Consider the following 19348-nt stretch of genomic DNA (forward strand, 5'->3'; position numbering starts at 1 on the left):
TTATTGTACTACGGCTGGTGCAGGCATTGCGCTCGCTACCCCAGCTTTTTTTATATTGATAAGAGAATCGGCCTGTTTTTTCTTTTTGGCAATTGCCGCCACCGCTTTAACCTTTGATAAAGAATCCGGTTTCATTTTTTTTCTAATCGCAAGAGAATCGGCCTTAAATTTCTTTGCTATTACCAACGAATCAGTTTTAAATTGTTTTTTCCTAATCATTAAATCGGCTAGCTCCGTTCCTTTTTTTTGCTTAGCCAACATTTTTTGAATGTTTTTATACATAGCTTCAAGCGCTACAGGATTGGTATTATACCAGAGTAAACTTTTATTGTATTGGACAGAATCGGTACCAAATTTTTTATAAATCCCTTTATAATAACCTGCAGCTACCTTCTTTGCAGAATCTACTACATAAATACTGGAAAGATACCCATCAACAATGTGCATATCGTATAAAATCTTTTCCATCTTATCAGGTTTAATAATGCCATCAGGTATACCAGGCTTACATCCAAACCATAATATAGCTGTCATTAAAACCCATATTAATCTCTTCATGCTTAATTTAAATATTATTTTTTGCCCAAATTGCGACAAGGTTATTAATTTTACCAAAAATAGTTATAAATGAGCATAGCTGATAATCTTAAACAATATAAAAGCGAAGTTGAATCAGATGGAGTAAAACTGATTGCAGTTTCAAAAACACAGCCAATAGAATCAATTTTAGAAGCATACCATGCCGGACAACGCATTTTTGGAGAAAACCATGTACAGGAAATGGTTGATAAAGAAGCGCAACTCCCTAAAGATATCGAATGGCACCTCATCGGCCACTTACAGACCAATAAAGTAAAATACATTGCGCCTTTTGTAAAACTGATACACGGAGTAGATAGTTTGAAACTGTTGCAGGAAATCGATAAGCAAGCGAAAAAAAACAAACGCATAATCGATTGTTTGTTACAGATTTACATTGCTGATGAAGACACTAAATTTGGACTTGGCTTTGACGAAGCGATCGAACTTTTGCGTGATGAAACATTTGCTGAATTAAAAAACATCCGGATTGTCGGATTAATGGGAATTGCCACCAATACTAAGAATGAAAAACAGATTACGATCGAATTTCATGAGTTAAAAGTATTTTTTGACGGCATAAAAGTGAGTTTCTTCCGTAAAGAGGATTCTTTTAAAGAAATATCGACCGGAATGAGTGCAGACTATAAAATCGCAATTGAAGAAGGAAGTACGATGGTACGTATTGGTAGCAGTATTTTCGGAAAAAGAGTGATCAAACATTTCAAAAACGATATTTCGGCCAACTAATATGGATTTCAATATCAGATTTGCAACTGCAGAAGATTGTCCAAGAATATTGGAACTGATTAATGAGCTGGCCGTTTATGAGCGGGCTCCTGAAGAAGTAACGGTTAGTCTGGAGCATTTTATTGATGCCGGTTTTGGTAAAAATCCTGTATGGAAAGCTTACGTAGCAGAAGTAAATGATACGATTGTAGGTTTTGCATTATACTATACACGTTACTCAACCTGGAAAGGATGCAGATTATACCTCGAAGATTTTATTGTAACAGAAGAATTCAGGGGAAAAGGCTTGGGCAAAATATTATTCGAAAAAGTAATAGAGGAGGCTAAAAATGGCAACTACAGTGGCATGGTTTGGCAAGTAATGGATTGGAACGAGCCAGCCATCAATTTTTACAATAAATATAAAGCACACTTAGAAAGCGGCTGGTTAAATGCAGCCCTATCTACAGAACAAATCAAGGCATTTTAATATGGATATTTTTAAATTTGGAGGTGCCTCGGTAAAAGATGCGGCAGGTGTTAAAAATCTGGCCAATATAGTTCGCGATTATAAAAAAGGGAATCTGCTGATCGTAATTTCTGCCATGGGCAAAATTACCAACAGATTGGAAGACCTAACCCATGCTTTCCTCTCACAAAATGATGAGGCACATGCAATTTTTGAAGAAATTAAACATTTCCATTTTAGCATCATAGACGAACTATTTCAGGGGAAACACCATCCGGTTTATGATGATGTAGCTAATACCTTTGTAGAAATCGATTGGTTGATTGAGGATGAACCTGATAACAATCCTGATTATATTTATGATCAGATTGTATCCATTGGTGAAATAGTTTCTACTAAAATTGTGGCCGCCTGGTTAAATGAAACGGGGAATAAATCACTTTGGGCCGATGCACGCAACTATATCCAGACCGATAATACGTATAAAGAAGGTAAAGTAGACTGGGCAAAAACCAATCAGATTATCCAGAGAGACTTAGTACCACTTTTAACCGATAATATCATTGTAACACAAGGCTTTATTGGCGGAACGAGCGAAAATTACACCACAACATTAGGTCGAGAAGGTTCTGATTATTCGGCAGCGATATTTGCTTCCTGTTTAGATGCCGCTGCATTAACCATCTGGAAGGATGTTCCCGGGGTATTAAATGCAGATCCCAAATGGTTTGATGAAACGGAAAAAATAGCACAGCTTTCTTATCATGATGCCATTGAGCTTACTTATTACGGCGCAACGGTAATCCACCCAAAAACGATAAAACCACTTCAAAACAAAGGGATTCCACTTTTTGTAAGGTCATTTATCCAGCCAGAAGGCTCTGGGACAGCAATTACCAAAGATAATAACCCCTTACCTATCCCCTCTTTTATTTTTAAGATAAACCAGGCACTGATTTCTATTTTCCCAAAAGACTATTCGTTTATTATTGAAGAAAATCTGAGTAATATCTTTGAACTTTTCCATACACATAGGATCAAAATCAATACCATGCTTAACTCTGCGATCAGCTTTTCGGTAAGTGTTGATGATCATCCTGTTCATATTGAAAAACTGATTAAAGATCTTTCGGAAGAATTTACCGTAAAATATAACAAGGGCCTGGAACTGGTTACCATCCGTTATTACAACCAGCAAACCATCGATCGTGTAACAGTTGATAAAGATATTTTATTAGAGGTGAAGAGCCGGCACACCTGTCAGATGGTGATGAAAAATAAATAGTTAAAAGTCTGGGGTCCGAAGTCGGAGGTCCGAAGATAGGTAACATCTCAATACTTGCTACTTAATACCTGATACTACTCTAAAACAATGAACAATAAACTTTTAGCCAAAGCCGTACAAGATTATATCAGCGCCAATTTAAATGCCGATGTAAATCAGATTGCTCTGGCAAAAAGTCCGTTCGAAGGTATTAGCCCAGCCGAGCTTGCCACACAAATTGCTGCAAAAAAGAAATCGGAGAAGAAATTACCAAACTGGTTCCATACAGAAAACATTTATTATCCGCCTGTACTATCCATCGAACAAACCTCTTCTGAAATTACCGCAAAATACAAATCAAAGCTTGTTAAAGGCGAGACATTGATTGATATTACCGGAGGCTTCGGAATTGACAGTTATTACTTTTCGCAAAAGGTAAAAACAGTTACACATTGCGAAATAAATCCCGAACTATCTGCCATAGCCCAGCATAATGCACAGGCTTTACATGCAACCAATATAGCATTTAAAGCAGTAGATGGCATTGCGTATATTCAAAATAGCGATACTACTTTTGATACGATCTATGTAGATCCAGCCCGAAGAGCTGAAAAGGGTAAAGTTTTTATGTTAAAAGATTGCACCCCAGATATTGCAGGCCATCTGGACATATTATTAGAAAAATCTTCCAGAATAATTGTTAAAACAGCCCCACTGCTTGATATTTCAGCTGGATTGGCCGAATTGAGCCAGGTGAGTGAAATACACATTGTGAGTATAAAAAACGAGTGTAAAGAACTTTTATGGGTAATTGATAAAGATTATAGCGAAGACACGAAAATTATAGCTGTAACGCTAAATAACGAGATTGAAAAATATTTTTCGTTTTACAGGCTGGCTGCTAACGGAGCTGTACAATTTGCCGAAAACTTAAGTACTGGTGAATATTTGTACGAACCGGATGCCGCCTTATTAAAATCAGGTGCTTTTAACTTAATCGGTTCCACATATCAACTTATCAAATTACATCCTCAAACGCAACTATTTAGTGCTGATGTAATCAAAACAGATTTTCCTGGACGTATATTTAAAATCGAGGCCATATTAAACACAGGAGAACTGAAAAAGGAGACAAATTTAAAGGGTAATGTAATTGTTCGTAATTACCCTGCAAAACCGGAAGATTTAGTAAAGAAATATAAAATCAAGTCAGATCAGGAACAATTTTTGATTTTTACAAAGTTGGGCAACGGAGAAAATATCGTTGTTAAAGCTTCAATCATTCAATACTATTAATTTCTATTCTGAATTAATGGGTTGTCATTCTGAACGCAGTGAAGAATCTTTTCCGAAAAAATATTAAATCAAAACCAACTACTTTTTTTTGGAAAGCAGGCTCCGAAGCTTTTGGGATCTCACAGTCCCGCACCCGCTTCTGCAAATGAAAATATCGGCATCCCGCTAAGATCGGGTTTAGCTGGCTTAAATAGTACAGCTATTGTTTGTAAAATAAACCCGACAGACAGCGTTATCCCGATTGGATTATTATATTTTATCTATAGAGGATTTCAATCGGGATTAAGCAAATGGCGGGACTACCGAAACAGAAGCACTACAACTGCTGCTTTTCAAAAAAAATAGGTCAGAACCCATTACATCATATTATTAAGTTGTGATCCTGAACGCAATAAAGAATTTGCGCGTAGGGAGTAACTAACATAAAACCAATCGACCTTTGTGCTAAGGTATGGTCTGGAAGCCAGTATTCATAGGTCAGGGATTCTTCACTACGTTCAGAATGACAAACAAGACACTATAAAATACAAAAAGCCCTTCTCTCGAAAGGCTTTTATAGGGGGTGAAGAAATAATCGTTATATTATTGCTTAAACTTTTTTAACGTTTACTGCCTGTAAACCTTTTCTGCCTTCAGCTACTTCAAATTCTACTGTGTCGTTTTCTTTCAAGCTTTCAATTGCACCTAAAACATCTTTAAAATGTACAAATAAGTCTTTATTGTCTTCTTGTACAATAAATCCAAAGCCCTTTTGCGTATTAAACCACTTAACTTTTCCGGTTGCCATAAAAAAATAAAAAATTGTATAAAATAAATAAACCTTTTACGCTTTGATCAGCATTTCATTCAACCAATTGATAATTAAAAATGGGATAAACAATTAGTTAGAGCGTTAATATTGAAACAAAACTACCAAATATAATAATTTGCACCTATAATGCTTCTCCTTTTTGGACGTTTAACAAGAATGTTGCGTTTCAAAAAGCATGTTGCTCAAATTATTTATTCGGTTGAGGTGTAGTACGTAAATATGGCTTGATTACCTGATGTCCTTTTGGAAATTTAGCCGGAATATCTTCCGTTTTGATGCTGTTAACCACAATTACATCCTCTCCATCTTTCCAATCTGCCGGCGTAGCTACACTATAATTTGCAGTAAGCTGTAAAGAATCAATCACGCGTAACACTTCATTAAAGTTTCTTCCTGTAGATGCCGGATAAGTAATGATTAATTTCACTTTTTTATCAGGACTGATGACAAACAATGATCTAACAGTTAATGTTTCTGAAGCATTCGGGTGGATCATATCGTAAAGGTTGGCAACCGTTTTATCCGAATCTGCAATAATTGGAAACTCGACAGAAGTATTTTGAGTTTCGTTAATATCATTAATCCATCCTTTATGCGACTCCGCAGAATCAACACTCAATGCCAGAACTTTAACATTTCTTTTCTCAAACTCGCCTTTCAATGCAGCAGTTCTACCCAGTTCAGTAGTACAAACTGGCGTATAATCAGCTGGATGAGAAAAAAGCACGCCCCAGCTATCGCCTAAATAATCGTAAAAATCTATTTCGCCAATAGAGGTATCGGCCTTGAAATTCGGTGCGGTATCGCCTAATCTTATACTCATGATATTATTAATTTAATTTTGACTTTAACAAATCTAAACAATACTATAGTAAATACATAGATTTAATATTAATTTCAGACCTCGAAATTACAAATCCAATAAAAAACCCTGAAGAATTTAATCTACAGGGTTTAAGAATATTAATTTGTTTGGGGTATTATTTTTAATATGCCTTAATCATAAATACATAATCTTGTATTTTTTCGATCTGTTTTGTACGTTTTAAACCAGAAAGTAAGCTCTTTTTGTTGGCAGAAAGTTTATTTATACCCAATGAATCCTGGGGAATAGCCCTCATAGCCTCTAAAATATATTTTGATTTAATGGCAAAAGCTGCGCCTTCAGTCTGATCTGGTTTACCACTGATAATACCAACCAAATTTCCGTTATTGTCTAAAACCGGACCGCCACTATTACCCGGATTAACCGAAATGGCTACCTGATACTGAGTGGTATCTCCAATAAAACCATTTTTAGAGCTCACATAACCCTCTCCAAGTACAGCATCGTCTTTTGGATAACCCAAAGTGTATACAATTTCGCCAATGTTACTGGTATTTCTTTTAATGGTATAAGGAATAGAAGATAAGTTACTGAAGTGTTTATCGTTTATTTTAAGAATTGCGATATCGTTCTGAGGATCTGTATAAATCGATTTTACTTTAAATGATTCTCCTTTACTGTTTTGAACATATAAAGAATCGGCGCCATTAATGATATGCAGGTTAGTTAAAATGTAACCATTGGTAGAAATGGCAAAACCAGTCCCACCAAAACTATTCTGAGTACTTGGCTTATCAGAAGTTGCATTGTTATGCTTAATATTTCTGATTAAGCTATTTTGTGTTTTAATGGCATTATTTACCCGATTACTTAATTGTCTGTAGCGCTCTGCCTGTTGAGTACTATGCTGAATAGAGTAGATAGAAACCAGAGAAAGTACAACAAAAGATGCGGCCACTGCAATTGCCGATTTATGTTTCCGCCACAATTGAACTACACGTGAAGGATGAGGCCTAAGTGTAGTAGCCAAACCTTCCACATCAATTTCTGAATGGATATGATTTAATTGTTCTTTTAAGCGCAGCTGTTCTGCAAATGTATCCATAGATGCTAAAAAGAACTTATGTGAAACTACCTTATGATCTACTGTGGCATCATTAAGACGTAACTGTTCAAAAGCTTCCATTTCCTGTGCATTAAGTTTACCTAAAAGATAATCTTCAATAATTGCATCTAACTCCAAATCGTTTCTCATTTCAAATTATGGTTGAAAAAATATTTTCTTTAACCTTTGCAGGCATTTATATTTCTGCGTTTTTGCATTATCGGTATTGGTATAACCAAACTTTTCGCAGATATCCTGCATGGATAAATTGTGGATATAAAAATCCTGAATAATGGTTTTACAAGGTTCGCCCAGGTGATCAAGTGCCGATTGCATTTTTGCAAAAGAAGCGTCTTTCTCTTCATGGTTTTCTACATCTTCTTCAACAGCAAATACATCTTCATAATCGGTAATATTACCGGCTTTTTTACTGTTCAGACTAAGTTTTTTTAGCCAGATACGCCTGCAAACCGAATAAATATAGGTTTTCAGCTTGCTGCTGAGCTCAAAATTACCAGCCTTAATTTTGTTATATAAAATTATTATGCCTTCCTGATAAACATCTTTTGCATCATCTTCATCACCGTTATTGTTTAGGATAAACTGCAAAACCATCGCATAATACGCTTTGTATAACTTGTTAAGTGTATCTTCTGAGTTATTTAGAATACCTAAAATAACCTCTCTATCTGTTGGAACTGAACTCTTTAAACTGTTATTCACTAGTTAATACATTTTTCTATAAATAGTAACCCAATATTAGACAAAAAAATATTTATTGCTACTATAAATGCTTAATACAAACTAAAAGCAAACGGTAACCCAAATCGCCAGAAAAAAATATTTTACCTTTTCTGAAAATTATCGGGTTACCTTTTTACCTTTGCGGCATTAATAAGAAATTAATTACTAAAAAAAATCAAAAATGAAAAATGCATTCAAATTAGGCTTTTTAGCTTTAGCTTTATCTTTATCAGTTGTAGCTTGTAAATCAGAAAAAAAAGCTGAAGGTGCTGATACTACTTTAACTGATTCTTCTACTATCGTTACTGATACTACTGCAAAAGATACTACAGTTAAAGATTCTACAGTAAAAGATACAACTGTAAAAGCTACTACTACTACTACTGAAGTTAAACACTAGTCTAACTTTACCATAAAAAAAGGCTTCTGATGTGTAATCAGAAGCCTTTTTTATTTTTTTCTATTTTTTTTTATTTTTTTGGGTTACCTTTTTTAATAACGGGTATTAACAGTAAATTAATTAATTACTTAAAAAATATTCAAAATGAAAAATGCATTCAAATTAGGCTTCTTAGCTTTAGCTTTATCTTTATCAGTTGTTGCTTGTAACTCAGAGAAAAAAGCAGAAGGTGCTGATACTACAGCTACTGATTCTTCAACTGTAATTACTGATACTACTAAAAAAGATACTACAGTAAAAGATTCTACAGTAAAAGATACTACTGTAAAAACTACTACAGAAAAAACTGAAGTTAAACACTAGTTTAACTTTTTTATAAAAAAGCCTTTGGAAATTCATTTTTTCAAAGGCTTTTTCATTTTAACCCAAAAACGGGTTACCTTTTTACTTTTTGGGTATTAATGGTATATATTAACCCTAAAACATATACCAAGATGAAAAATGCATTCAAATTAGGCTTTTTAGCCCTGGCCTTATCTTTAACAGTTGCTGCTTGTGGCGATTCAACTAAAAAAGCTGATGGCGCTGATACAACAGTGACAGATTCTTCTACAATTGTTACTGATACAACTAAAGTTGATACAGTAGTTAAAGATTCTACCGTAAAAGATACTACAGTTAAAGCTACTACAGAAAAAACTGAAGTAAAACACTAATTTTTTTATAAAATTCCACAAAAAAGGTCACGATTCTGAATCGTGACCTTTTTTATTTAATCAAACCGGGTTACTTTTATAGCTTTTTTGTATAAATTAGCAATTAATTAATTTTAAAAACCAAACAAATTAAAAAACAATGAAAAATGCATTTAAATTTGGCTTTTTAGCCTTAGCCCTTTCTTTATCTGTTATCGCTTGTAAATCAGAAAAGAAAGATGGCGGAACAGATTCTTCTAAGGTTGATTCTACTGTTGTTGATACTACAGTTAAAGATACTACTGTAAAAGACACAACCGTTAAAGACACTCTAAAAGCTGATACAACTAAAAAATAGTTTTATCAAACCATTTGAAAAAGCCTTAGTATACCTAGGGCTTTTTTTATTTTAGGCAGCTAGACCTTAAAATCCATCAATTGTCGTAAATTTGCGGCAAAAATATAATCCGCATAATGAATTTAACATCACTACAAGCTATTTCACCTGTTGACGGCCGTTATAGAAAAACTACCGAAAGTTTAGCTGCTTATTTTTCTGAAGAAGCACTAATTAAATACCGGGTTTTTGTAGAAATCGAATATTTTATCTCGCTCTGCGAAATCAACTTGTCTGGCTTAGAAAATTTTGATCGAAATCTTTATGCTGAACTACGCAAAATCCACGAAAATTTCTCAGAAGCAGATGCTTTAGAAATTAAAGAAACTGAAAAGGTAACCAATCATGATGTTAAAGCGGTTGAATATTTTATCAAAAGTAAATTTGATGCTTTATCTCTCCAAAACTATAAAGAGTTTATCCATTTTGGCTTAACCTCTCAGGACATCAACAATACTGCCATTCCTTATTCTATTAAACTGGCGCTGAACGAAAGTTACTACCCGGCGATTGGTTCTTTAATCGAAAAAATAAATGCCTTGGCGACAGAATGGAAAGATATTCCGATGTTGGCACATACCCACGGACAACCGGCCTCTCCTACAAAATTAGGGAAAGAGTTTTTGGTTTTCGCTGACCGTTTGGCTATCCAAGTGGAAAGTTTGAAAAACATCCCTAATAGTGCAAAATTTGGTGGTGCAACCGGAAACTTCAACGCCCATCACATTGCGTACCCAGAAGTAAACTGGGTTGATTTTTCGAATCAATTTGTAAATGAAACATTAGGCTTAACCCGTGCGCAACATACTACGCAGATTGAGCACTACGATCAGTTTGCAGCCCAGTGCGATGCTTTAAAACGCATCAATAACATCATTATCGATTTGGATAGAGATATCTGGACTTATATTTCAAAAAACTATTTTAAACAAAGGATCAAAGCCGGAGAGATTGGTTCATCGGCAATGCCACACAAGGTTAACCCGATCGATTTTGAAAATGCAGAGGGAAATGCGGGAATTGCAAATGCACTTTTCGAGTTCTTTGCTGCTAAATTGCCGATTTCGCGTTTACAGAGAGATTTAACAGATTCTACCGTATTGAGAAATGTCGGTGTCCCTTTTGGACATACTTTAATTGCCATTAATTCAACTTTACGTGGATTAAATAAGATTTTATTAAATGAAGCTGCTTTACATGCAGATTTAGATGAAAACTGGGCAGTTGTTGCCGAGGCTATTCAAACAGTTTTAAGGAGAGAGAACTACCCTAACCCTTACGAAGCCTTAAAAGAATTAACCAGAACCAATTCAAAAATCAATGCAGCAAGTATTGCCGAATTTATTGAAGGTTTAGCGGTTTCGGAATCTGTAAAAGTGCAGTTGAGAACCATTACACCTTTTAATTACACCGGCGTTTTTTAGTAAAATTAAATTGACGTTAAGCAGACAGCCAATAAAGGCTTTATTAGTGAGTAATTGTTAATTTTGTTTATTCAAATTGATTAAGACATGACGATTAACGTATATACAGAACAAACTCCGAATCCAGCGACCATGAAATTCATGGTAAACAAACTGTTAATAAATGGCAGTGAGGATTTTGCGACTAAAGAGAGTGCTGAACATTCGCCTTTTGCTAAAGAGTTATTTAAGTTCAACTTCGTTTCCGGCGTTTTTTTCGCCAGTAATTTTGTTACCATTACCAAAACAGATGATGCAGAATGGGCTGATATCGAAGCTATTCTAAAAGAATTTGTTAAAGGTGCTGTAGAATCTGAATTAAAAATTAAAGAAGCAACTACCGAAGAAGCACCTGCTTTTGAAGGTACGGAAACTGAAATTAAAATTCAACAGATTTTACACGATTATGTACGCCCGGCTGTTGAACAGGATGGTGGTGCAATTACATATAAATCTTTTGATGAAGGTGTGGTTACTGTAGAGCTGCGTGGTTCTTGCAGTGGTTGCCCGTCTTCTACCATTACGCTTAAATCAGGAATCCAAAACTTATTACAGAGAATGGTACCTGAAGTTACAGAAGTAGTTTCTGAAGCGCTTTAAAATTGTGCATTTTTCATAGTATATATAGTAAAAGGTCGCGATGAGAATCGCGACCTTTTTTTATGCGCTCTTCTTTGTCGTCATGCTGAACTTGTTTCAGCATCTTTCCTGCTAGGTTAGATCCCGAAATAAATTTACTTCGTAGCTTTCCGCTTCACTACAGGTCAGGTGACGTCACGATCATTAAAAATACTGTTTAATCGCAGTTAACATTTCAGCAGTAAGTTTACCATTAGTAGCCAATATCTCTCTTTTTTCAAAGTAATCATTTCCACCAGAGAAATCGTACACTTCTCCTCCTGCCTGCTGAACAATAAAGCACCCGGCTGCAAAATCCCATTGCTGCAGGTTATATTCAAAGAAAGCATCAAAACGTCCACAGGCTGTATACACTAAATCTATTGCCGCCGCACCAATTCTACGTACCCCATGGCTTTTCTGCATCATTTCGGCTAATAATTTTAAGTATTTCTCTTGTTTATCAAACTGGTAATATGGGAAACCTGTAGCCAACAAGCTCGATTTTAGATCAGGATTGGTAGAAACGCTAATTTCTTTCTTATTCATAAAAGCAAGTCCGCCTTTATACGAATAGAACATTTCTCCCCTATTTAATTCGTAAACGACACCAATTACAGGTAATCCATCTTCATAAAGCGCTACGCTAATGCCATAAGCCGGAATACCATGGATAAAATTGGTTGTGCCATCCAAAGGATCGATGATCCAGGTGTAGGTTTTGCCTGTCCGGTTAATGGTTTTCTCTTCCGTTATAAAACCTGCATCAGGAATTAATTTTTCAAGATTTTGAACCAATTTCTGCTCTGCTGTTTTGTCAACATAAGAAACCATATCATTTAACCCTTTGTATTCTATTTTCTGAACATCGAACTGCAAGGCCTCTTTACGGATAAAATTTCCGGTAAGCTTTACAATCGAGATCACTTTATTGCATAGTAATTCGTAATTCATAACTATTTAACAACTAAATAAGGTTGTTGTTGGATTTTAATTGAATGTATAAGGCTGTTTACTGGGCTAGTTGGTTCTTGTTCCTTAAAGCATAAGCACTTAGCGCAATCCCACCGACTACAAGAAAAGTTGAAATCATTTCTGCCTGCGTAAAAGACAAACCAAAAACATGGTATTTTGAGTTTACCCGGATTAATTCGATACAGAAACGCTCAACACCGTTTAAGATCATATAAATACCAAACATTAAACCTGGTGCTTTTATTTTATCCCTGATACGCCATAAAAAGGCAAAAAGAATTAAACAGATAATTACTTCGTAAATCGGTGTTGGATATACACCTTGTGCGAGTTCATTGCAAAATTTCCCGGTACAACCAGGAATGGGAATGCCTTCTCCCACTACATTGTTCGGGTATTTATAAGACCACAACCAATCTGGAAGCCATGAAAATGGCTTAGGATTAGAATTTACAATCCCCCAGTCTCCGTCGCCGGCTAAGTGACAACCGATACGGCCTACAGCATAAGCAAGCATCATCCCTGGCCCACCTACATCAAGCATATGCAAGGGCTTAATGCCGTTTCTCTTAGCGATAATTAATACAGCTGCACCACCACAAATTAAACCACCGTAAAAAGTTAAGCCACTAAACGACAATAACCGTTCGATGGGATGTTGAATAAAATCATCCCAATACTCCAGGTTATCAAAAAACTTTGCTCCTAAAAACCCCCAGATAGCCGCCCAAACAATCAGATTACTCATGGTTTGGTAAGGATGAATAGTTACCTGTGTTTCTTTTGGCTTATCTAGTTTGTGCTTATTCTTTTCGGTATAATCCCAGTAAGCAAATAAACCTGCAAAAAATAAACCACCAATTATATTTCCTTTGGTCGACATTAAAATCGACTGTGCATCGTTTACAAAAAGTCTATAGTTTAATAATGCAAAAACCAGTTTATAACCAATAACAAAGCCAAAAAGGCCATTCATGATTAATTCTGATGTAGTAGCAGGTTTGCCGATTACTACTGTTTTTTTTATTGGATGGAGTATGCCTAGCGCTTCTTTACGTTTAAGCTCTTTGGTAAATGCCCAATAACCGGCAACAAAGGCAAGCGCTACAAAAACACCAAATGTATTAAATGGAAGCGGTAAATTAATGCCGAATAAGTATTCTAAGAAATGTGAAACGGTAGGAAACATACAAATAATTTGTTGCGAAGATAGGAAAGAAAGCGCAAAGCTGAAAGGTTAAAGACCAAAGCTTAAAGACTAAAGCGGAAAGACTAAAAACCAGCGTTTAAAGCTGGGAGAAAGAGGTAAAAATCTATTTTTCTATTGGAAAAGATTGATACTGTGTTTCATCGGTTAGTATAGTCCTGCTCTACACTATACTCTCCAGATTGAAAACTTTTGAAACAAGCAAACCTTTCATAGTAAAAGATTCTTCACTACGTTCAGAATGACACTAAAGGACATTTGACTGAAGACTTCTGACTAATGACTTTGGACTAAACTAATGATGTGCGTGAACAGATTCCAAAAACCAATAATCTTCCTTTTCCACTCATTTGTCATCCTGAACGCAGTGAAGGATCTATATTGTGATGGTAAAATGTTTTATTATCTAAGCGGTTTCAGCGGTTTAAACTTTCATAGCAAAAGATTCTTCACTGCGTTCAGAATGACACTAAAGGATATTTGACTGAAGACTTAGGACTAATGACTTTGGACTAAACTAAGCCCCAGGACTAAACTAATGATGCGCGTGAACAGTTTCCAGTTCTGCCACTTCTACTTCTCCATCAGCAGTAATTTCTAAAAGCTTAACCGCTTTTAATTCATTTACCATAACAGGATCGTATTTGGCACGTACTTTTACATAGTTTTTAGTAAAACCATGCATGTAACCCGATTTTTGATCTGCTTCAAAAAGCACTTCTGCTTCAGCACCAATTTGAGATTCGTAAAAAGCCCTCCGCTTTTTATCAGATAAAATATGAAGCATTTTACTACGCTCATTACGTTCACTTCCTGCCACAACACCTTTCATTTCGGCTGCAGCTGTTAATTCGCGTTCGGAGTAAGTAAATACGTGTAAATAAGAAATATCAAGTTGGTTTAAAAACTGATAGGTATCTAAAAAGTCTTCTTTCTTTTCACCAGGGAAACCAACAATTACATCAACTCCAATACAACAGTGCGGCATTACCTCCTTAATTTTGGCAACACGCTCAACATACAAATCGCTACGGTAACGACGGCGCATTAAACCTAAAATTTTATCAGAACCGGATTGCAGGGGAATATGGAAATGTGGAACAAACCTTTTAGAAGTGGATACAAACTGAATGATCTCATTGCTCAATAAGTTTGGCTCAATAGATGAAATACGGATTCTTTCAATTCCTTCTACCTCATCTAAAGCTTTAACCAAATCAAAAAATTTATCTTCACGCTGGCCATTTCTGATTCCGAAATCACCAAGATTTACGCCGGTTAATACAATTTCTTTAACACCGCTATCTGCAATCATTTTTGCACGGTTCACCACGTTTTCAATGGTATCGCTACGGCTTGCACCCCGAGCTAAAGGAATGGTGCAGTATGTACAAGGGTAATCGCAACCATCCTGTACTTTCAAAAAAGTACGTGTTCTATCGCCAATCGAATAAGAGGCAATAAAATTATGGTTTACTTTCTCTATATTTTGCTGATGAATAAGCGTTTTAGGCTGTTTGGTTAAATCGGTAATATATTCTACTATCCTGAATTTTTCTGCAGCACCCAGAACCATATCAACGCCTTCTATTTCGGCAATTTCCTGTGGTTTTAACTGTGCATAGCAACCTACAATGGTTACAAAGGCATTTGGTGAATACTTTAAAGCTTCTTTAACAACTTTGCGGCACTTTTTATCGGCATGCTCGGTAACAGAGCAGGTATTGATCACATAAACATCGGCCTGATCCTGAAATTCTACCACAGCATAACCTGCATCGGTAAATAAGCGACCGATGGTTGAGGTTTCGGAGAAATTGAGTTTACAACCTAATGTATAAAATGCGACCTTTTTCATTGAGGCTGCAAAGATAACAAAATAGATGTGAGTATTATGATATGAGATTGGAGATTAAAGGTAAATTACAGTTAATTAACAATGCTGTTTGTGGTTTTCGATTTTCAGCTAATTATAAACGATCGGGTGAAAACTGCTAACTGAAACTTATTTCTCCTGCCACCGGTAACTTTCCTGTTCGAAACCTGCCAGATCCAATACCCTGCTGATTACTGTTCCGGCCACTTCTTCGATGCTTTTAGGCAGACTATAAAAAGATGGATTAGCCGGACAAATAATGCCACCGGCTTCGGTAACTGTTTTCATATTGTTGATGTGGATTAAGCTAAAAGGTGTGTCGCGTACTACGGCAATCAGTTTTCTACGCTCCTTTAGTACCACATCTGCAGCCCTTGAAATCAGATCGTTCGATATTCCGTGTGCAATACGTCCTAATGTCCCCATTGAGCATGGAACGATGATCATTGTATCGTATTTTGCCGAGCCTGAAGCAAAAGGTGCGTTAAAATCATTTTTATTATAAAAAGTAAAGTTTTTATAATCGTTATAGTTTTGATTGCCGAGTTCAAATTGCCAAACCTCTTTGGCATTATCGCTCATTACCACACCAACGGCTTCTATCTTATCTTTTAATTTTAATAACTGATCAAATAAAACCTTTGCATAAACTGAACCACTGGCGCCGGTAACTGCAACAATCACTTTCTTTTTCATCATAACACAAAAGTAGTTTTTCTAAATCTATTCAAACAAAAAAGGGTCAGAACAATGTCCTGACCCTACATCTACCTATGAAAAACATACCCTCGAAAGGGTAAGAACAAATATATATAAATTTTTAAAAAAATGTAAGTGAGAAACATTAAATCGCTTAAATCAAATGTTAAACTCAAAAATAAAACACAAACAACTGATTATCAGATCAATAATTTTTTATTAAAATAGGCAAAAACTTTTTTAATACTTAAAAAGACTCACTTTTTAGCAGAATAACGCTTAATACTGTCTTATAAATCAGTCTTAATTATCTTATAATGATATAATTCAAGTTTTAGCTTATCATTTTACAACCTTAACTTTACAATTTTTTGATATTTGTATAACATCATTTTATCTACACTCCTAAAAATCATATACAGATTTTTAGAAACAGATAAGAACAAACCCATACGCCTGAAATATTTTATAGATTACAGTTTAAGGGTTCCAAATTAAATAATGGAATGCAACAGCTTACAATAAAATTATTTCACTTATAATTTATACCAATTTGTATGATAAATGTTAGATATTCCTTAAAAATCGGTTGGCGATTAACTGTTTAAGGATTATATTTGGGAAAGTGTCACTCAAATATATGATAGATTTAGCTTCTCCATTTTTAAAAGCACTATTAAAACATTCTACAAATCCTATAATCATTTTTAAAGTAAAGCCGATATTGGTGGTAGTAGAACATAACGATGCTTACCAGGCTTTAATTGAGCGTGTGGGTGGAAAATTAAAATTATATGATATCGACATTATCCCAAACCTCTTATCTGATGCTGAAAAGAATATTTTAATTAAAACAGTTCAGAAAGTTAGTGAGCTTAAGACAAAAAGTACGCTAATTATTCATCCCATCTATTCCAACTCGCCAAACGTGAATTGGGAATTGGAATTTTCTCCAGTATTACAAAATGACCGTCCGGTTGAATACCTCGTTTGTTCATTAAGGGAAATTCCAATGGATGAAAATGACATTGAGCATATTTTATTTGAACTTTCGGAAAGTGAAGCACGTTTTAGGGGATTTTTTGAGCAGGCACCTTTAGGCATGTGTGTATTAAAAGGTCCGGAATTGATTACGGAATATGCAAACGATAATATTTTAAAACTTTGGGGTAAATGCAGAAAAGAAGTTATCGGATTACCTTTAGAAGAGGCACGGCCGGAATTTGAAAAAGAGGAGGCGCTTGTAAAACGTGTAAAAGACATTTTCAAAAACGAACAGCCATTAACACTCAACGAATTAAAGCTCTCCACACCAGTTTCAGACGGTTATTTCATCGCTTTGTATGAACCTTTAAAAAATGATAAAAACGAAGTAACCAGAATTTTAGTGATTATCAAAGACATTACAGAGCAGGTAAACTTTAAAAAAGAATTACTTAAGGCTAAAGATATTTTAAAAATAGCCATGGATGCATCAGAAATGGGCTCGTGGAATATCGACTTAGAAAACAAACAGATACTACTGTCAGAAAGGGCGCAGCATATTTATGAGCTGGAAAATAACAGGTTGGGCATTGAGGAAGCCAAAGCATTGATCAGCCCAGAATATATTGGACGTCTTACAAGCGGTATCAGGCATGCATTACACCACCGAAATGCTTTTAACATCGAATACCAGATTAATTTGAAAGGTATAAGTGCAAAGCGTAAATGGTTAAGAACTGCCGGAAAAGCCTATTATAATGAAGAGGGGAAAGCCGTTTATATCGCTGGAGCAGTTCTGGATATTACGGAACATAAACAGGATGAAATTAGAAAAAATGATTTTATTGGTATGGTAAGTCACGAACTGAAAACCCCTTTAACATCTTTAAGTGCCTATGTACAGCTTTTACAATATAAATTTAAAGAAACGGATAACGACTTCTCCAATCAGATACTGGATAAGATAAATATTCAATTAAAGAGAATGTCATTAATGATTGATGGTTTTTTAAACGTATCCTTATTAGAATCTGGTAAAATTTCATTAAACAAAACAAATTTTAACCTTATTGATTTAATTAAAACCATTGCTGAAGAAAACAGAATGGTTTTACCGAGCCATTTTATCCAGGTAATTGGTCCTGAAGAAATGATGCTACATGCTGATATGGACAAAATTGGCAATGTAATTAATAACCTGATTGGCAATGCAGCAAAGTACTCGAGAAAAGAATCTTTAATTGCAATAAAATGCGAAATACAAAAGGATTATCTGGTTGTTAGTGTAGAAGACGAAGGTATAGGCATTAAAGAAGATAATATACCAAAACTTTTTGACCGTTTTTACCGTGTAGAAAGTTCTGATACTAAAACAATTGCAGGATTTGGAGTTGGCCTGTACATTTGTGCCGAAATAATTCAAAGGCATGGGGGGAAAATCTGGGCAGAAAGTAAGTTGGGACAAGGTTCTACATTTTATTTCAGTTTACCCATTGCAAAAAATCAATAAGTATTAAAGTATTTTATTTCTGCGCATACGAAGTTAAGCCCCTATCTCTTCCATTTCTAACTTAACATTAACTGCCACCAGGCCACGCTCTTCTAAGTCAATTTCAAAAGTTATTTTCGAATTTATAGTAATTTGATCGGCTACATTCTCTAAATGAAAATGAATGTCCTGGCCATTTTCATCAATAATGATTCCTCGTCCATTTTCAAAGTCAATCTGAGCAACATCCCCTTTCCTCGTCTCACACATTACAGTTTTTTTTATAAATAATGGACAATTATAGGGATTTTACGTATAATTAAAAATACGAAAAATACTTTTTTTGAACAACTTAATAATAGTAACTGACAGGTTTTTTGTTACTAAAACGAATTAACAAAAGGGAAAAGACGATTTCGATTTTATTCCACATCAATAAATTACTCCTTATGTAACTGTTTTACAACTTTTTGTTGTAGATAAAAAAGCCAAATTATGGAATCAGATCCGGCTTACGCATTTGACCACTGAATTAATCATCTCCATTATAAAAATTTAACAGAAACTCCCAGCACCAAAAAAGAAGTCGTCTTATTAGATGAAGAAAAGATTGAAATTAATGTGCTAACCGATTAAGCGTAATTTCTGATTTTTAAAATCTGCCCTAATGGTATTAAATGGAAAAAAGAAAGCACTCCATAAAAAAAGGGTTGGAAAATTAA

General features: G+C 35.1%; 21 protein-coding genes. 11 read left to right on the forward strand and 10 right to left on the reverse strand.

The features are described 5' to 3' along the window. Positions 1-615, reverse strand: a complete 615-nt coding sequence (locus ACUN24_RS21460; protein ID WP_445564374.1) for a DUF4296 domain-containing protein — start codon at positions 613-615, stop codon at positions 1-3. A 12-nt stretch (positions 616-627) separates the two neighbouring features. Here ACUN24_RS21460 and ACUN24_RS21465 point away from each other — a divergent pair, with 12 nt between their 5' ends. From ACUN24_RS21465 to ACUN24_RS21480, 4 genes are all read left to right on the forward strand, one after another. After that, positions 628-1329, forward strand: coding sequence for a YggS family pyridoxal phosphate-dependent enzyme (locus ACUN24_RS21465; protein WP_445564375.1), 702 nt, complete (start codon positions 628-630; stop codon positions 1327-1329). Position 1330: 1 nt separating this feature from the next. Then, positions 1331-1798, forward strand: a complete 468-nt coding sequence (locus ACUN24_RS21470; protein ID WP_445564376.1) for a GNAT family N-acetyltransferase — start codon at positions 1331-1333, stop codon at positions 1796-1798. Position 1799: 1 nt separating this feature from the next. Next, positions 1800-3062: an aspartate kinase gene (locus ACUN24_RS21475; protein ID WP_445564377.1), complete on the forward strand. Its 1263-nt coding sequence runs from the start codon at positions 1800-1802 to the stop codon at positions 3060-3062. Positions 3063-3149: 87 nt separating this feature from the next. Continuing rightward, positions 3150-4337, forward strand: coding sequence for a class I SAM-dependent methyltransferase (locus tag ACUN24_RS21480; protein WP_445564378.1), 1188 nt, complete (start codon positions 3150-3152; stop codon positions 4335-4337). A gap of 589 nt (positions 4338-4926) precedes the next feature. Here the strand turns inward: ACUN24_RS21480 and ACUN24_RS21485 are convergent. From ACUN24_RS21485 to ACUN24_RS21500, 4 genes are all read right to left on the reverse strand, one after another. After that, positions 4927-5124 (reverse strand): cold-shock protein, encoded by a 198-nt coding sequence (locus ACUN24_RS21485; protein WP_445564379.1) that lies wholly within the window; start codon positions 5122-5124, stop codon positions 4927-4929. A gap of 211 nt (positions 5125-5335) precedes the next feature. Further along, positions 5336-5971, reverse strand: a complete 636-nt coding sequence (locus ACUN24_RS21490) for a peroxiredoxin (protein WP_445564380.1) — start codon at positions 5969-5971, stop codon at positions 5336-5338. A gap of 163 nt (positions 5972-6134) precedes the next feature. Then, complete coding sequence (locus ACUN24_RS21495; protein WP_445564381.1) at positions 6135-7229, reverse strand: trypsin-like peptidase domain-containing protein; 1095 nt, start codon at positions 7227-7229, stop codon at positions 6135-6137. 6 nt (positions 7230-7235) lie between these two features. After that, the gene (locus tag ACUN24_RS21500) at positions 7236-7802 is read right to left on the reverse strand and encodes an RNA polymerase sigma factor (protein WP_121283153.1); all 567 of its coding nucleotides are present in this window, start codon (positions 7800-7802) and stop codon (positions 7236-7238) included. Between the two features lie 202 nt (positions 7803-8004). Here ACUN24_RS21500 and ACUN24_RS21505 point away from each other — a divergent pair, with 202 nt between their 5' ends. From ACUN24_RS21505 to ACUN24_RS21530, 6 genes are all read left to right on the forward strand, one after another. Next, positions 8005-8223 (forward strand): hypothetical protein, encoded by a 219-nt coding sequence (locus ACUN24_RS21505; RefSeq protein WP_116251788.1) that lies wholly within the window; start codon positions 8005-8007, stop codon positions 8221-8223. A gap of 144 nt (positions 8224-8367) precedes the next feature. Next, positions 8368-8586 carry a hypothetical protein gene (locus ACUN24_RS21510; protein WP_116251789.1) on the forward strand — a complete coding sequence of 73 codons (219 nt, stop codon included), beginning with the start codon at positions 8368-8370 and terminating at the stop codon, positions 8584-8586. Between the two features lie 131 nt (positions 8587-8717). After that, the gene (locus tag ACUN24_RS21515) at positions 8718-8939 is read left to right on the forward strand and encodes a hypothetical protein (protein WP_132396248.1); all 222 of its coding nucleotides are present in this window, start codon (positions 8718-8720) and stop codon (positions 8937-8939) included. 139 nt (positions 8940-9078) lie between these two features. Beyond that, a complete protein-coding gene (locus tag ACUN24_RS21520; protein ID WP_193425629.1) occupies positions 9079-9276 on the forward strand; it encodes a hypothetical protein in 198 nt (65 codons plus the stop codon). A 116-nt stretch (positions 9277-9392) separates the two neighbouring features. Next, complete coding sequence (gene purB / locus ACUN24_RS21525; protein ID WP_445564382.1) at positions 9393-10739, forward strand: adenylosuccinate lyase; 1347 nt, start codon at positions 9393-9395, stop codon at positions 10737-10739. 87 nt (positions 10740-10826) lie between these two features. Continuing rightward, on the forward strand, positions 10827-11378 hold the full coding sequence (locus ACUN24_RS21530) for a NifU family protein (RefSeq protein ID WP_057934267.1): 552 nt from the start codon (positions 10827-10829) through the stop codon (positions 11376-11378). A gap of 183 nt (positions 11379-11561) precedes the next feature. On the opposite strand, the gene ACUN24_RS21535 is transcribed toward ACUN24_RS21530, so the two are convergent. The 4 genes from ACUN24_RS21535 to ACUN24_RS21550 form a co-directional block, all read right to left on the reverse strand. Next, positions 11562-12350 (reverse strand): inositol monophosphatase family protein, encoded by a 789-nt coding sequence (locus ACUN24_RS21535; RefSeq protein WP_445564383.1) that lies wholly within the window; start codon positions 12348-12350, stop codon positions 11562-11564. 58 nt (positions 12351-12408) lie between these two features. Continuing rightward, on the reverse strand, positions 12409-13560 hold the full coding sequence (locus tag ACUN24_RS21540; protein ID WP_445564384.1) for a prolipoprotein diacylglyceryl transferase: 1152 nt from the start codon (positions 13558-13560) through the stop codon (positions 12409-12411). A 553-nt stretch (positions 13561-14113) separates the two neighbouring features. Next, on the reverse strand, positions 14114-15436 hold the full coding sequence (mtaB, locus tag ACUN24_RS21545; protein WP_445564385.1) for a tRNA (N(6)-L-threonylcarbamoyladenosine(37)-C(2))-methylthiotransferase MtaB: 1323 nt from the start codon (positions 15434-15436) through the stop codon (positions 14114-14116). 147 nt (positions 15437-15583) lie between these two features. Further along, complete coding sequence (locus ACUN24_RS21550; protein ID WP_445564386.1) at positions 15584-16153, reverse strand: UbiX family flavin prenyltransferase; 570 nt, start codon at positions 16151-16153, stop codon at positions 15584-15586. Between the two features lie 640 nt (positions 16154-16793). Here ACUN24_RS21550 and ACUN24_RS21555 point away from each other — a divergent pair. Beyond that, positions 16794-18647: an ATP-binding protein gene (locus tag ACUN24_RS21555; RefSeq protein WP_445564387.1), complete on the forward strand. Its 1854-nt coding sequence runs from the start codon at positions 16794-16796 to the stop codon at positions 18645-18647. Between the two features lie 33 nt (positions 18648-18680). Here the strand turns inward: ACUN24_RS21555 and ACUN24_RS21560 are convergent, their stop codons facing one another. After that, a complete protein-coding gene (locus tag ACUN24_RS21560) occupies positions 18681-18896 on the reverse strand; it encodes a hypothetical protein (RefSeq protein ID WP_445564388.1) in 216 nt (71 codons plus the stop codon). Positions 18897-19348: the final 452 nt, after the last annotated feature.

This window comes from Pedobacter sp. WC2501 (genome assembly GCF_052682415.1).

What these genes read in the sequence shown, in the direction of transcription:
- mtaB (WP_445564385.1), bottom strand. Translation starts at nt 15,436, where the DNA reads ATGAAAAAGGTCGCATTTTATACATTAGGTTGTAAACTCAATTTCTCC.
- ACUN24_RS21520 (WP_193425629.1), top strand. Translation starts at nt 9,079, where the DNA reads ATGAAAAATGCATTTAAATTTGGCTTTTTAGCCTTAGCCCTTTCTTTA.
- ACUN24_RS21555 (WP_445564387.1), top strand. Translation starts at nt 16,794, where the DNA reads ATGATAGATTTAGCTTCTCCATTTTTAAAAGCACTATTAAAACATTCT.
- ACUN24_RS21465 (WP_445564375.1), top strand. Translation starts at nt 628, where the DNA reads ATGAGCATAGCTGATAATCTTAAACAATATAAAAGCGAAGTTGAATCA.
- ACUN24_RS21530 (WP_057934267.1), top strand. Translation starts at nt 10,827, where the DNA reads ATGACGATTAACGTATATACAGAACAAACTCCGAATCCAGCGACCATG.
- ACUN24_RS21535 (WP_445564383.1), bottom strand. Translation starts at nt 12,350, where the DNA reads ATGAATTACGAATTACTATGCAATAAAGTGATCTCGATTGTAAAGCTT.
- ACUN24_RS21540 (WP_445564384.1), bottom strand. Translation starts at nt 13,560, where the DNA reads ATGTTTCCTACCGTTTCACATTTCTTAGAATACTTATTCGGCATTAAT.
- ACUN24_RS21560 (WP_445564388.1), bottom strand. Translation starts at nt 18,896, where the DNA reads ATGTGTGAGACGAGGAAAGGGGATGTTGCTCAGATTGACTTTGAAAAT.
- ACUN24_RS21550 (WP_445564386.1), bottom strand. Translation starts at nt 16,153, where the DNA reads ATGATGAAAAAGAAAGTGATTGTTGCAGTTACCGGCGCCAGTGGTTCA.
- ACUN24_RS21495 (WP_445564381.1), bottom strand. Translation starts at nt 7,229, where the DNA reads ATGAGAAACGATTTGGAGTTAGATGCAATTATTGAAGATTATCTTTTA.
- ACUN24_RS21485 (WP_445564379.1), bottom strand. Translation starts at nt 5,124, where the DNA reads ATGGCAACCGGAAAAGTTAAGTGGTTTAATACGCAAAAGGGCTTTGGA.
- ACUN24_RS21515 (WP_132396248.1), top strand. Translation starts at nt 8,718, where the DNA reads ATGAAAAATGCATTCAAATTAGGCTTTTTAGCCCTGGCCTTATCTTTA.
- ACUN24_RS21480 (WP_445564378.1), top strand. Translation starts at nt 3,150, where the DNA reads ATGAACAATAAACTTTTAGCCAAAGCCGTACAAGATTATATCAGCGCC.
- ACUN24_RS21475 (WP_445564377.1), top strand. Translation starts at nt 1,800, where the DNA reads ATGGATATTTTTAAATTTGGAGGTGCCTCGGTAAAAGATGCGGCAGGT.
- ACUN24_RS21505 (WP_116251788.1), top strand. Translation starts at nt 8,005, where the DNA reads ATGAAAAATGCATTCAAATTAGGCTTTTTAGCTTTAGCTTTATCTTTA.
- purB (WP_445564382.1), top strand. Translation starts at nt 9,393, where the DNA reads ATGAATTTAACATCACTACAAGCTATTTCACCTGTTGACGGCCGTTAT.
- ACUN24_RS21490 (WP_445564380.1), bottom strand. Translation starts at nt 5,971, where the DNA reads ATGAGTATAAGATTAGGCGATACCGCACCGAATTTCAAGGCCGATACC.
- ACUN24_RS21470 (WP_445564376.1), top strand. Translation starts at nt 1,331, where the DNA reads ATGGATTTCAATATCAGATTTGCAACTGCAGAAGATTGTCCAAGAATA.
- ACUN24_RS21510 (WP_116251789.1), top strand. Translation starts at nt 8,368, where the DNA reads ATGAAAAATGCATTCAAATTAGGCTTCTTAGCTTTAGCTTTATCTTTA.